Origin of the sequence: Bacillus sp. Bvel1, assembly GCF_014872755.1 — a bacterium.
Classification (GTDB): domain Bacteria; phylum Bacillota; class Bacilli; order Bacillales; family Bacillaceae; genus Bacillus; species Bacillus velezensis.
In genome coordinates, this window is sequence record NZ_JAAOBZ010000004.1 from 311,922 (window position 1) to 325,053 (window position 13,132).

Sequence of the window (13,132 nt, forward strand, 5' to 3'; positions counted from 1 at the left end):
AAAAGTCCGGCCGGGTGTAAAAAGAAAACGCCATAAAGGTATACTATGTAGAAAGAAATCAGAAAGGACGTGCAGGACGGGTGACAGAAGAGCGGACAGACCTGGAAAGACAACTGAGAGACATTCAAAAATGGGAAAAGGCGCAGCAGAGGGCGATGTTCTGGCAAACATTCACCCGCTTGCCGTTTCAGCTTTTGGACAAGCTGACACCGCAATTTATTCAGAGGAAAATCGGACTCATTCTCGATGAAACGGGAACGTTTATTCAGTCAGGCGGACAGTACCTTACATCAGAAAAGCGCATCATGAAAAAGTTTCAAAAACGGCTGCCGCACGGTACATGTCAAACGCTTCACGACATCCGCAATGCGCCGCTTGCCGTCATGGACGAAATCGCAGAAGCCATAGCGCGTACAAGCGTAAAGGCCGCGACGGTGCAGGGAGCCGCAACGGGAGTCGGCGGCGTGTTTACGCTTGCGGCAGACATTCCGGCGATGCTCGGCCTGTCCTTAAAGACGCTGCAAGATATCGCGGTTGCTTACGGCTTTGATCCGAAAGACAAAAAAGAACGCGTGTTTATCGTCAAATTGCTTCAGCTTGCATCCAGTGACGTCATCGGAAAAAAAGCGATCCTGCAAGATTTACGGCAATATGATCAAAACGACCAAACCTATCAGCGCGTCGCCTCGCAAATCCAAGGCTGGCGGGAAGTCGTTTACAGCTACCGCGATACGTTCGCCGCGAAAAAACTGCTGCAAATGGTTCCGGCCGCAGGCATCATCTTCGGCGCGTCCGCCAACCGTTCAGCTTTAGAAAGCATCGCGGAAACAGGCATCATGCTTTATAAAAAACGCCGGATTCTAAAACGCATGAACGATACAGAATGATAAAAAACCACCCGAAAACACATTCAATGTGTTTTCTTTGTTTATCAGTTCTGAAATCGGGAAACCAACAACCAACACCAATTAAAGGAGGAATTCAAAAATGGCACAAGATAATAACAAAATGAGCAGAGAAGAAGCAGGTAAAAAAGGCGGAGAAGCTACAAGCAATAACCATGACAAAGAATTCTATCAGGAAATTGGTCAAAAAGGCGGAGAAGCCACAAGCAAAAATCACGACAAAGAATTCTATCAGGAAATCGGTGAAAAAGGCGGAGAAGCCACAAGCAAAAATCACGACAAAGAATTCTATCAGGAAATCGGTGAAAAAGGCGGAGAAGCCACAAGCAATAACCATGACAAGGAATTCTATCAGGAAATCGGCCAAAAAGGCGGAGAAGCTACAAGTAAAAATCATGACAAAGAGTTTTATAAAGAAATCGGCCAAAAAGGCGGAAACAGACGAAGCAGCTAATAAAAGCATAAAAGGCAGACAACCTGCAGATCAAAAGCGATCCGGCACATCAGCCGGATCGCTTTTGATTTTGGGAAAATCTTGATCTGAGCCGCAAAACCGATACAATAAAATGAAAAAGGGGTTTTTCACTCGTGTCTGACATGCTGAATTTGCTCGCTATCGCCAATAAAGTCAAAGAAAAACACGACAATTTTTCAATCGCGGAGATCAATGACCACTGTGTGCGCCTCGCAGTGTTTACGGGAGAATATGACTGGCACCATCACCCTGACTCAGATGAATGGTTCATCGTTCTGGAAGGTGAGCTGCTGATCGATTTTAAGGACAAAGAAACCGCAGTGCTCAAAGCAAATGACAGCCTGCTCATCCCGAAAGGCACGATTCACCGCACCCGCTCTTACGTCAGAACCGTGAATCTCTGTGTCGAGCATACGCATGCGAAAACAGTCATCACAGAGGAACGGTCATGCTGATCAAAAAGATTGTATGTGAAACAGACGCTGCAAACGCTGAAGCATTTGCGCAAGCACAGTCAAGGTGGGGAGCATTATCATGTGTAAATGGCTTCGTCAGACAGGCAGGCGGCTGGCGGAAAAACGCAGACGGCCTGTTCATCGCAGAGATCATCAGCGTTTGGGAGGACAGACAGGCCTATGATGATTTTATGGAGAACGAACATGACCGCATATACGAAGAAAACGAGCAGAAGGCTGCGATTCTTTCAATAGAAGTGATGCTGTACGAGGGGGATGAACCTGTCATTCACGAGCTGTTACATCACCCCGACATCCGGTACGAACCGGACTGGACAGTTGTGCGCACATAAAAAAAGCCCCTTTAGAGGCTTTTTTATTTTCGTCCGGGAAGCGTGTTGTGGACATACGGCGGGACGGGGTCCAGCTTAGCTATTTCGCCGTGCGCTTTCGGTTCCTTTTCGTATTCAAATGGTTCTCCGTCCGGCGCTGTTTCCTTCAGCCAATTTTGTTCAGCGCTTTCTGCTCCATCTGAGAAATGAATAAGCTTATGGGAGAATGACTGTTTTTCCAGCGCCTTCGGGAATGTGGAAGGAACGATCGGACCTTCCTGTTCTTCTAATTCTTTAATGGCCGCAAGCCATTGGTTTTGATGCATGGTATCGCGGGCCAATAAAAAGCTGAGCATATCTTTCACGCCTTTATCATCGGTCATTTCATACAGGCGTGCGACTTGAAGCCTTCCTTGTGATTCGGCGTTCAGATTGGCGCGGAAGTCTGCCAGAAGGTTTCCGCTTGCGACGATATAGCCTGCGCTCCACGGAACGCCCGTGCTGCTCTCCGGCATGGCGCCGAGTCCTGAGACAATGGCATGATGCGGGTTCATCCCGCCTAAAATGGACCCGATGACCGGATCATCAGCCGCTTTTTCCTGCTCTGCCAGCGGGGCGTCTTCTAACAGTCTCGCAATCATCGTCGCGATCATTTCGACATGGCCGATTTCTTCCGTCGCGGTATCCATCAGAAGATCCTTATATTTTTCATTGCCCCGTGTATTCCATCCTTGGAACAAATATTGCATGGCGACGGATATTTCCCCGTATTGCCCCCCTAAAATTTCCTGCATCTTTTTTGCGAACAGCGGGTCAGGACGATCCGGTTTAGCCGGATGCTGCAGTTTTTTCGTATGTGTAAACATGTCTCCATCTCCTTTTTTGCTCTGTCCCTATTTACTTCCCCGGCGGGAAAAGGGATGAAACGGAGATGGGCGTATTGGTCCTGCTAAGGCTCGCGGCGCAAGGATAACAAATCCTGCACAAGCCCGCGGCCGATCACCTGTTCATATTGTCCGTAAATCGGGTCGAGGCGTTTCATCCATGTGTTCTTTTCAGCTTTGCTCAGCACATGAATATGAATGGATGAATTCTTCTTTATCTCTTCAAGCTGGTCTTTATTCATTTTCTCAGCGGAGGCTTCGTTCCATTCCGTCGTTTCTCTCATCGCCTCCGTTAAGATGGTTCTCGTTTTTTCTGTCTGTGAATTCCAGAAATGCTCGTCGGTCATCACGGCATAACCGAGGTACCCGTGATTGCTGATTGTCAAATAATCTTGAACATTATAAAATTTTTTAGAATAGATATTTGAAATCGTATTTTCCTCTCCGTCTACGAGATTGCTTTCCAAGAGCTGAAACGTGGAATTAAAGGAATCCTGCCGCGGGTGCGCGCCGAGCAGGCGGTACTGGTCTTCGATCACGCTGCTCGGCATGATCCTGAGCGCCTGTCCTTTCAAATCGTCCGGAGAGAAGATCGGCCCTTTATTTGACGTGAGCTGCTTAAACCCGTTCGTCCAGTACGCCAGTCCTTTCAAATGATGCTTTTCTAAAGAAGCGAACAGGCGCGTGCCGATTTTGCCGTTGAGGCCTTCTTGCACGGCTTTATAGTTTGTAAACGCGTACGGCAGATCCAAAACACCCCATTCGGGAGACAGTGATCCGAGCTTTGAGGTGGAGGGGGCGATGAATTGCACGTCCCCGTTTTGGAGGGCGTTTATTTCTTCATTATCTGAATAGAGGCTCCCGTTTGGAAATACCTCTACTTTAATGGTGCCGCCGGACTTTTGATAGACCAGGTCGGCAAATTTATTCGCCGCCCGCCCTTTAGGCGTGTTTTCAGCCACGACATGGCTGAATTTGAAAACCATTTGATCTTTCAGGCCTTCCTGTTCGTCATCATAATACGGTTCTTCCGTTGAGAAACGATCATGAAAGCCGATGAATAAAGCGGTTCCGATACCGAGTACCATCAGGCTGAGACAAGTCAGCAAGCTTTTCATCGAAAACCCCCTCCGCCATTTTCTATAACAAGCATAATCGGGCGGGCCGTTTTCGTAAAGAGACGGAAAGGAAGAGGCCAATGACGAAAAAAAAGCTTACCATCCGCTGGAAAATCACCATACTTTCTTATATCGTCGTGCTTTTTACCTTTTTGATCGTCGGCATCGTGCTGGTCGGCAATATCCAGCATACAGAGGAGCGCGAGCTGAAAAAACGGCTGATGAATACCGCGCGGACGGTATCTGAGATGACCGATGTCAAACGCGCCCTGGAGCAGAAAAAACAAAGGGAAGATGTGCGCCATGCGGTCGAAGAAATAAGGATCATCAATGAAGCGGACTACATCGTCGTCATGGATATGGATCATATCCGCTATTCACATCCCGTCAGCACAATGATCGGAAAGCGTTCAAGGGGTGAGGACGAAGCCGCGGCGTTCGCCGAGCACATTTATTTTTCCGAAGCAAAGGGAGAGATCGGCACCGCCGTCCGCGCTTTTTATCCCATCAAAGACCGGGATTTGAATCAGATCGGCGTCGTCCTTGCCGGTAAAACGCTGCCCGGATTCGGTGAAATTCTTCTTCAGCTGAAACATGAAATACTGTTTATCGTTCTGCTGGCGCTCGGGTTCGGACTGGCCGGCTCCTTTTTGCTGGCCCGCCACATCAAAAAACAAATGTTTTGGCTCGAGCCCCATGAGATCGTGAGAATGTATGAGGAACGGACCGCTACGTTTCATTCGATGAATGAGGGCGTCATTGCGATCGATAATCAGCATCACATCACCATTTTTAATGAAAAAGCGAAGCAGATATTCAATGTCAGACAAGAGACCGACGGCAGGCTGATCTGGGACGTGTTAAAAGATTCGCGGCTCCCTGAAATCGTCGAGCGGAACCGAGCCGTATATAATGAAGAAATCCAAGTCAGCGGAAAGGTGATCATGAGCAGCAGAATTCCGATTGTCATGAAAAAGAAGGTCATCGGAGCCGTCGCCATTTTTCAGGACAGGACGGAAGCGGCGAAAATGGCGGAAGAACTGACAGGTGTGAAAAATTTTGTCGATGCGCTCAGAGTCCAAAATCATGAACATATGAACAAGCTTCACACCATCGCGGGGCTGATTCAGCTCGGAAAATCAGAAAAAGCGCTCCGGCTTGCTTTTAAGGAATCATCAGAACAAGAAAGCGTCACTGATTTTCTTCATCAGGCCATTCAGAATGACGCCGCGGCGGGGCTGCTGTTAAGCAAAATCAAAAGAGGAAAAGAGCTTGGCATTTCTGTGAAAATTGATGAAAACAGCAGTTTCTCGGCATTTCCGGAGCATGTCGACCAGCATGACATCGTCGTCCTGCTCGGCAATTTAATTGAAAATGCGTTCGGCGCATTCGAAACAGCGGACACGGAGGACAAACATATTGACATCAGTATCGAGCAAAATGATGAAGTGCTTGCTATATTAATAGAAGACAACGGAAGCGGGATTTCCGATCAGCACATCCCGCGCCTTTATGACAAAGGGTTTACCGTCAATAAAACGGGAGGAACGGGATACGGCTTGTACCTCGTCAAACAAATCGTCGACAAAGGGATGGGCGTGATTGAAGTCGACACACGGCAGGGACAGGGAACGGCATTTTCTATATTATTTCCGATGAAGGGGGAGAAATCATTCGATGGACATCAAGGTGCTGCTTATTGAAGATGACCCGATGGTGCAGGAGGTGAATAAAGAATTTATCACCGGTGTTTCAGGGTTCAGCGTCATCGCCACGGCCGCTGACGGAGACGAGGGAATCAGGCTTATAAAAGATCTGCGGCCCGGGCTCGTGGTATTAGACGTATACATGCCGAAAAAAGACGGAATTAAAACGCTCCAGGAAATCAGAAAACAAAAGCTCGAAGTGGACGTCATCATCGTCTCGGCCGCAAAAGACAAAGAAACAATCCAGCTTATGCTGCAAAACGGTGCGGCCGACTATATTTTGAAGCCGTTTAAGCTGGAGCGGATGAGACAGGCGCTCGAAAACTATAAACAATATAAACGGAAAATTGAAGAGCATGACACGATGTCGCAAGAGCAGCTTGACATGCTGCTGAAAATTCCGCAAAATCCGTCCCGGGATTTGCCGAAGGGATTAAATCATTTTACGATGAATGAAATTTTGACTTATATGAAACAGCAGACGGAGCCGCTTTCAGCTGAAGAAGCCGCCAAAGCGCTCGGAATCGCAAGGGTGACGGCGCGGCGTTATCTTGATTTTCTTGAGAAGGACGGCCAGATTAAGCTCGACATTCAATACGGGGGAGTGGGACGGCCGGTTAACCGCTACAAATTCGTCCGCTAGCCGAGACCAAAAAGACCAAAATGTCCGTTATGATCATAAGCTTCCCCTCTTCGTATGAAAACGCTATCATTTTTGTATAGACGCAGCGAGAGGCAAGGGGGAGTAGGAATGAAAATTTTCAAAAATCTTACGGTGCAGGTCATCACGGCGGTGATCATCGGCGTCATTGTCGGACTCGTTTGGCCTGAGGCCGGGAAGCAGATGAAGCCGCTCGGCGATACATTTATCAATGCGGTAAAAATGATTATCGCACCGATCATATTCCTGACGATCGTGCTTGGCATCGCCAAGATGGGAGACATGAAAAAAGTCGGCAAAGTCGGGGGAAAAGCATTTATTTATTTTGAAGTCGTGACCACCATTGCCCTTATTATCGGACTTCTGGTCGTCAATATCATGAAACCCGGTGAGGGCCTTGATTACAGCAAGCTTGAAAAAGGGGATGTCTCTCAGTACACCCAAAACGGGGGACAGGGGATTGACTGGATTGAATTTATCACTCACATCGTTCCGTCAAATATGGTTGACGCTTTCGCAAAAGGCGACATTCTTCAGGTCTTATTCTTTTCTGTTTTATTCGGTGTCGGCCTGGCGGCGCTCGGTGAAAGAGGCAAAAGCATTATTGATTTCTTTGATAAACTGTCGCACGTTTTTTTCAAAATCATCGGCTACATCATGCGCGCGGCGCCGATCGGCGCATTCGGGGCCATGGCCTATACGATCGGGCACTTCGGCCTTGATTCCATCAAGCCGCTGGCGAGTCTGATGCTGTCTGTATACGTTACGATGTTCCTGTTTGTATTTGTCGCTTTGAATATCATTTGCAAACTATTCGGTTTCAGCTTGTGGAACTATCTCCGTTTTATTAAAGATGAACTGCTCATCGTTCTCGGCACAAGCTCTTCTGAGTCCGTCCTTCCGCGGATGATGGATAAAATGGAGCGTTACGGCTGTTCCAAATCGGTTGTCGGCCTTGTCATTCCGACGGGATATTCTTTTAACCTGGACGGCACCTCGATTTATCTGTCCATGGCGACGGTTTTTCTGGCGCAGGTGTTCGGCGTTGACCTTACCATCGGCCAGCAGGTTACGATCATTCTCGTGCTGATGCTGACATCAAAAGGCGCGGCGGGCGTAACCGGAAGCGGATTTATCGTGCTCGCCTCCACTTTATCGGCGCTTCAGGTTATTCCGCTGGAGGGACTGGCGCTGCTCCTCGGCGTTGACCGCTTTATGAGTGAAGGAAGGGCGATCGTCAACCTGATCGGAAACGGAATCGCCACCATCATCGTAGCCAAGAGCGAAAATGAGTTTGACGAAGCGAAAAGCACACAGGCCGTAAAAGAAATGAAAACGGCGGTATAAAAGGAAAGGAACGGCATGCATCCGGCATGCCGTTCTTTTTTTCGGCCGCCATGAGTAAAAAAGATAAATTTGTTTAAATTTATTAGGAGGTGGACAAAGACCTTAGCGTCATTTTGTTATATAATTTACAATTAGAGAGTGAAAGATGAAATCTAAGGGCTTTTTGTCCTAGCAGGAGTGTATAAATGGCGGCTATTTTTAAATTTTTTCAGCATCCGGGTGTCAGACGTTTTTCCGTTTTTCTTGTTTTGACTGGGGTGTTAGTTGTATTCCGAAGTATGATTAATTTGATTTTGCTTACGTTTATTTTTACTTTTCTGATGGATCGGCTGGAGACTGTCATCCGGCACGTGTTGAACCATTTTTTCCGGATCAGCCAGAGGGTGGTCATCACCATTTTATATATTGCGCTGGCTGTCGGGGCGACTGTCGGAGGCTTTGTCTTTTACCCGATTGTTGCCAAGCAGATTGAACAGCTGATTAAGCAGATCAAGCACATCGCGTATCATCCCGATGTCATTCCGTTTTATGATGAGATATCGAGCGTGTTCGGCGATATCAATATCGGTTCCTATGTAAAAGAAGGTTTTAATGTACTGTATACATACTTGGCCGATATCAGCACTTTCGGTTTGCAGGTCGTGATGTCACTGATTCTCAGCATGTTTTTCCTGTTCGAGAAAAAGCGGCTCACGGAGTTTATGAAAAAATTTCAGCACAGCAAGCTGTCTGTTTTTTACTACGAACTTGCTTATTTCGGCAGCAAATTTGCGAGAACATTCGGCAAAGTGCTTGAAGCCCAATTTATTATCGCGCTGGTGAACTGTATCCTCACCTTGATCGCATTGGCGATTCTGCATTTTCCGCAGCTGTTCGGCCTGTCCATCATGGTCTTTTTCCTCGGGCTCATTCCCGTGGCGGGTGTGGTGATTTCGCTCATTCCGCTCAGCATCATCGCGTATACGACGGGCGGCGCTGTGTACGTCATCTACATCGTGCTGGTCATTTTCGTCATTCATGCGATTGAGACGTACTTCCTTAATCCGAAACTGATGTCAGCAAAAACGGAACTGCCGATCTTTTTTACCTTTACGGTTCTGATTTTCTCAGAACATTTCTTCGGCATTTGGGGCTTGATTATCGGAATTCCGATTTTTGTGTTCCTGCTTGATATTCTGGATGTCGTCAATAATGAGGAGAAGGAAAAAAACGGACCGGTCCCGGATAAGACATAACGACGGCTCCGGCTCTTCACGAATATATGACTAATGTTATAATGCAGACAGTGCCTATGTACGGGCACTGTTTATTTTTTGTGAAAAAGGAGGAAGGCTGTATGACTGAGCCGATTTTACATATTGAAGGCCTTGACAAAACAATAGGCAAAAAGCACATTTTAAAAAACATCAGCATGGATGTCAGGCAGGGCGAGATCATCGGTTTGCTCGGTCCGAACGGGTCGGGAAAAACCACACTTATCCGAATCATCGTCGGCCTTTTAAAGAAAAACAGCGGCACGATTACAATTAACGGCTTTCAGCACGATGCTGATTTCGAAAAAGCGCTTGAATCCGTCGGAGCGATCGTGGAAAATCCTGAATTCTACCCGTACCTGACGGGGTGGGAAAATCTGAAGCACTTTGCCAACATGCACAAAAACATCAAAGAAGACAGGCTTCAGGAAGTCATCGAGCGGGTCGGGCTCACAAATGCCGTTCATGACAAAGTTAAAACGTATTCCCTTGGCATGCGTCAGCGTCTCGGGATTGCACAGGCCATTCTTCACCGTCCGAATCTGCTCATTTTAGATGAACCGACAAACGGGCTTGATCCCGGCGGAATGAAGGATTTCCGCGATCACTTAAAGGAACTCGCGGAGCTTGAAGGGACGAGCATCCTTTTTGCGACGCATTTATTGCGTGAAGTGGAGGACCTTTGCGACCGTGTCATCATCATTCAAAAAGGTGAGATCAAAACAGAGGTTGTTCTGCGCGGCGCTGCGGAAAAAGAAGAAAAAGCCATCCTCGACATTCAGCCGGCTGACGAAGCCTTCGAATGGCTGTCCCAGCAGCAATTCGTTCCGGAGAAAAACGGCGGGAGCATTACCGTCACCGTAGCGAAGAAGGACATCCCGGCATTAAACCGTGCGCTCGTCGGACAAGACTTTCTCGTGTATTCCATCATGCCGTATGCGGAATCACTGGAGGATGAATTCATGAAAGTGACGACGGCGCTTCAAGAGGAGGGGAAGACGAATGTTTAAATTGACAGCGAATGAGCATATGAAACTCTTTAACCGAAAAGTCTCATTAGTGGCGCTGATTCTGATGGCCGTTCTCCAATTTATTATGGCGCTTGTCATTAAACGGCTTGTCATCAGTTCCGGAACGGATGAGAATTTCATCGGCTATATGGCGTACGCCCCCGGGCTGAATATTCTGCTTGAGGCATTAACGATCGTGATCGCGGCAACGATCATTTCCGCTGAATTTGATAAGAAAACGATCAAATTTTTGTTAATCCGCCCGGTAAAGCGGGAGCGGATTTTTGTATCTAAACTCATTACCGTATTTTTGGTCAGCTTGTACCTGTATGCGGCGTACTATATTCTGTCTCTGCTGTTCGGCATGGCTTTCTTCGGAGTGTCGGTGACATCTGAATCAGGGACGCTTCTTGTGAACACCCTGAAAGTAATCGGCACGAACTGGGTCGAGGCGTTTGCGATGGCATGCTTTGGCTTGTTGTGTTCTTCTGTATTCCGAAACAGCGCAACGGCCGTCATTTTGTCATTTATCGTGCTGTACGGCGCAAAATCACTTGTGACGATTATGTCGCTCTTCCAAAATAAATGGGGTAGTTTTCTGCTGTTCGCAAATACTGACCTGACGCAATATATGAGCGGGGCGAAGCCGCTGTTTGCGGGAATGACGCCGTTATTTTCCGCAGGCATTATCATTATCCATATCGTATTCTTCTTAGCCGTCGCTTGGTGGAGCTTTTGCAAACGCGATGTTCGGGTATAAAGTAAAGGAATGACATTTTTGTGAAAAAGATCACGATAAATCAATAATTTATGCTATTTTGATTTATAATAAAGGTAATGACGGAGGTGCTCACTTGAGAAATTTTATTACCGCATTACCGATTGTGTTATTGCTTGGTTTTTCCTTTGTGTCATTCATGTTTCAATTCGAACATCTTGTTTATTTCAGGCTTGCGCTGGGTTTGTTTTCTACAGTGGGGCTGTTTCTCTTATATAAAATGAAGACGGGATTCCGTTATTTCATCATCTACCTGTATGCAAGCTGGATCGTGCTTGCGGCGGTTACCGCGTTTGAAGAGCCGATTTTTTCAAGCTTTTTCTTTGGCGGGCTTGTGATGACGATGGGTTATCTCACATATATGCTGATTTATCTCGGGCTCAAGCAGGACCGCGGCCCGGAAGCAGTCTGAACGCGCTATTCTATGGGATAGCGTGTTTTTTTGTACAGCCTTACAGTTGCGAAACGAGACTTGAATCTCTATAATACTTATTAACTTTATCGGAATTATAATGGGGGGATTCCAGTGTCTTTATGGATACAGAATGAACGGCAGCGGGAATGGATGGAAAAAATCGGCCTGCTTGCAGACGAATTTCAAAAAACAGCCGCGCTTGATGACGAGGCGGGCCGTTTTCCCGCGGAGAAAATTCAAAGACTGCGCGACGCGGGATATACGGCGTTAACGGTACCTGAGGCATTCGGCGGTGCAGGCATTTCCGTTTATGAGATGGTGCTGTTTCAGGAACGGCTGGCGCGGGGAGACGCGGCCGTCGCTCTCGGAATCGGCTGGCATTTATCCGTCATGGGTGAGCTCGGAGAAGGAAACAGCTGGAATGAAGATGTCTTTTCATTTATCACAAAAGAGGTGAAAAAGGGAGCCGTCCTGAACAGGGCAGCGACGGAACGGCAGACCGGCAGTCCGACGAGGGGAGGAAGACCCGGCACTTCCGCTGTCAAAAAAGACGGAAAATGGGTGCTGAACGGCCGAAAAACCTTTACAACCCTTTCGCTGACTTTGGATTATATGCTTGTGACGGCATGGATTGAAGAAAAACAAACGACCGGTGTTTTTCTCATTCATAAAGATCAGGCAGGCGTTTCAGTCGAAGAAACATGGGATATGATTGCCATGAAGGCGACCGGAAGCCATGATCTCCTTTTAGATCATGTCACGGTCAGTGACGAGCGGCTTGTGGAGCTTATCAGCGGGCCGAGAGCGGCGAAAGTGAATGGCTGGCTGCTTCACATTCCCGCTGCTTATCTGGGCATCGCTCAAGCGGCAAGGGACTATGCCGTCCGGTTTGCATCTGAATATTCGCCGAACAGCCTGAACGGACCGATTAAAGACGTGCCGGCCGTTCAGCAGCGTGTCGGGGAAATGGAGCTTGAATTGTTAAAAGCGAGACAGTTTCTCTTCACGGCGGCGCAAATGTATGATGACCCGAAACGCCGCCCTTTCATCAAAAGCGAGCTCGGCGCGGCTAAACATATTGTGACAAATGCCGTCCTTTCTGTTGTTGACAAAGCAATGAGAATCACCGGCGCAAAAAGCCTGGAGCGAAATAATCCGCTTCAGCGGTATTATCGGGATGCCCGGGCCGGCCTTCACAATCCGCCGATGGACGATGCGGTCATCGGCAAATTAGCGGCGGAAGCCTTTGAGCAATAAAAAAAAGAGCCTGAAAAAGGCTCTTTTTATGTATGGCTGTTGTGCCGGAGCAGTTTTTGATGCTTGCGGTCAATTCTGTCATAGATCACATTCATCAGCTTTTGATTATTCATAATGGCCGCCTTGTTTTCTTTTATCAGCTGTTCGTATGTTTTTATTTTACGTTTCGCCATGAGCCCGCACCTTCCTTACATATTTGTATTCGCTTTCTAATTCTCCGAGCGATAATTCATATAAATGCCGTTCCGACTTTTTGTATATTCCGTTATTGATCAGCAAATGGATCAGATGTTTTTTTCGTCCTTCAACTGATGATCTGAGCTGAGGAGAAGACCTCATGATTACCCTCCTAATCAAATGATATTGAGAATCATTATCAGTTAATGAAAGTATACAATGGACATATTCATATGTAAAGGAAAAATACCGCCAATTTTTCGACAAATAGTTTCCCGGGGAATAATGCTGTCGAATATTGCATTTGGTCAGATCAAAGCTGCTATTTTTCCGCTTTTCCATCCATACTATGAATGAGA

At 47.3% G+C, this 13,132-nt stretch carries 16 protein-coding genes; 12 read left to right on the plus strand and 4 right to left on the minus strand.

What is annotated here, in order from left to right; translation table 11 throughout:
* The first annotated feature begins 80 nt into the window (after window positions 1–80).
* The 4 genes from HAP68_RS02110 to HAP68_RS02125 all read left to right on the plus strand — a co-directional run bounded on the left by HAP68_RS02110 (window position 81) and on the right by HAP68_RS02125 (window position 2,188).
* Window positions 81–887, plus strand: a complete 807-nt coding sequence (locus tag HAP68_RS02110; RefSeq protein ID WP_003156231.1) for an EcsC family protein — start codon at window positions 81–83, stop codon at window positions 885–887.
* A gap of 100 nt (window positions 888–987) precedes the next feature.
* The gene (gene gsiB, locus HAP68_RS02115; protein ID WP_003156229.1) at window positions 988–1,359 is read left to right on the plus strand and encodes a glucose starvation-inducible protein GsiB; all 372 of its coding nucleotides are present in this window, start codon (window positions 988–990) and stop codon (window positions 1,357–1,359) included.
* Between the two features lie 134 nt (window positions 1,360–1,493).
* Window positions 1,494–1,835: a cupin domain-containing protein gene (locus HAP68_RS02120; protein WP_014304387.1), complete on the plus strand. Its 342-nt coding sequence runs from the start codon at window positions 1,494–1,496 to the stop codon at window positions 1,833–1,835.
* Entirely contained in the window at window positions 1,829–2,188 is a 360-nt protein-coding gene (locus HAP68_RS02125) for a DUF4937 domain-containing protein (RefSeq protein WP_014304388.1), read from the plus strand. The genes HAP68_RS02120 and HAP68_RS02125 overlap by 7 nt, the downstream gene beginning before the upstream one ends.
* Window positions 2,189–2,211: 23 nt before the next feature.
* On the opposite strand, the gene HAP68_RS02130 is transcribed toward HAP68_RS02125, so the two are convergent.
* Together HAP68_RS02130 and HAP68_RS02135 are read right to left on the minus strand one after the other, a co-directional pair.
* Complete coding sequence (locus HAP68_RS02130; protein WP_003156225.1) at window positions 2,212–3,033, minus strand: manganese catalase; 822 nt, start codon at window positions 3,031–3,033, stop codon at window positions 2,212–2,214.
* A gap of 83 nt (window positions 3,034–3,116) precedes the next feature.
* Window positions 3,117–4,169: a TRAP transporter substrate-binding protein gene (locus HAP68_RS02135; RefSeq protein WP_003156223.1), complete on the minus strand. Its 1,053-nt coding sequence runs from the start codon at window positions 4,167–4,169 to the stop codon at window positions 3,117–3,119.
* 80 nt (window positions 4,170–4,249) lie between these two features.
* On the opposite strand from HAP68_RS02135, the gene HAP68_RS02140 reads away from it, so the two are divergent.
* From HAP68_RS02140 to HAP68_RS02175, 8 genes are all read left to right on the plus strand, one after another.
* A complete protein-coding gene (locus HAP68_RS02140) occupies window positions 4,250–5,872 on the plus strand; it encodes an ATP-binding protein (protein WP_014304391.1) in 1,623 nt (540 codons plus the stop codon).
* Window positions 5,847–6,518: a response regulator gene (locus tag HAP68_RS02145; protein WP_003156219.1), complete on the plus strand. Its 672-nt coding sequence runs from the start codon at window positions 5,847–5,849 to the stop codon at window positions 6,516–6,518. The genes HAP68_RS02140 and HAP68_RS02145 overlap by 26 nt, the downstream gene beginning before the upstream one ends.
* A gap of 108 nt (window positions 6,519–6,626) precedes the next feature.
* Window positions 6,627–7,883, plus strand: a complete 1,257-nt coding sequence (dctP, locus tag HAP68_RS02150) for a C4-dicarboxylate transporter DctP (RefSeq protein WP_012116859.1) — start codon at window positions 6,627–6,629, stop codon at window positions 7,881–7,883.
* A gap of 185 nt (window positions 7,884–8,068) precedes the next feature.
* Window positions 8,069–9,118, plus strand: coding sequence for an AI-2E family transporter (locus HAP68_RS02155; RefSeq protein WP_024084910.1), 1,050 nt, complete (start codon window positions 8,069–8,071; stop codon window positions 9,116–9,118).
* A gap of 101 nt (window positions 9,119–9,219) precedes the next feature.
* A complete protein-coding gene (locus HAP68_RS02160; protein ID WP_014304394.1) occupies window positions 9,220–10,146 on the plus strand; it encodes an ABC transporter ATP-binding protein in 927 nt (308 codons plus the stop codon).
* Between the two features lie 19 nt (window positions 10,147–10,165).
* The gene (locus HAP68_RS02165; RefSeq protein WP_088005483.1) at window positions 10,166–10,906 is read left to right on the plus strand and encodes an ABC transporter permease; all 741 of its coding nucleotides are present in this window, start codon (window positions 10,166–10,168) and stop codon (window positions 10,904–10,906) included.
* A gap of 94 nt (window positions 10,907–11,000) precedes the next feature.
* Window positions 11,001–11,336 (plus strand): hypothetical protein, encoded by a 336-nt coding sequence (locus HAP68_RS02170; protein WP_003156210.1) that lies wholly within the window; start codon window positions 11,001–11,003, stop codon window positions 11,334–11,336.
* 114 nt (window positions 11,337–11,450) lie between these two features.
* Complete coding sequence (locus HAP68_RS02175) at window positions 11,451–12,596, plus strand: acyl-CoA dehydrogenase family protein (RefSeq protein ID WP_003156208.1); 1,146 nt, start codon at window positions 11,451–11,453, stop codon at window positions 12,594–12,596.
* Window positions 12,597–12,622: 26 nt separating this feature from the next.
* Here HAP68_RS02175 and fbpB read toward each other — a convergent pair whose 3' ends face one another.
* Both fbpB and HAP68_RS02185 read right to left on the minus strand, forming a co-directional pair.
* Window positions 12,623–12,769, minus strand: coding sequence for a Fur-regulated basic protein FbpB (gene fbpB / locus HAP68_RS02180; protein ID WP_003156206.1), 147 nt, complete (start codon window positions 12,767–12,769; stop codon window positions 12,623–12,625).
* Entirely contained in the window at window positions 12,756–12,935 is a 180-nt protein-coding gene (locus tag HAP68_RS02185) for a Fur-regulated basic protein FbpA (protein WP_003156203.1), read from the minus strand. The genes fbpB and HAP68_RS02185 overlap by 14 nt, the downstream gene beginning before the upstream one ends.
* Between the last annotated feature and the right edge of the window lie 197 nt (window positions 12,936–13,132).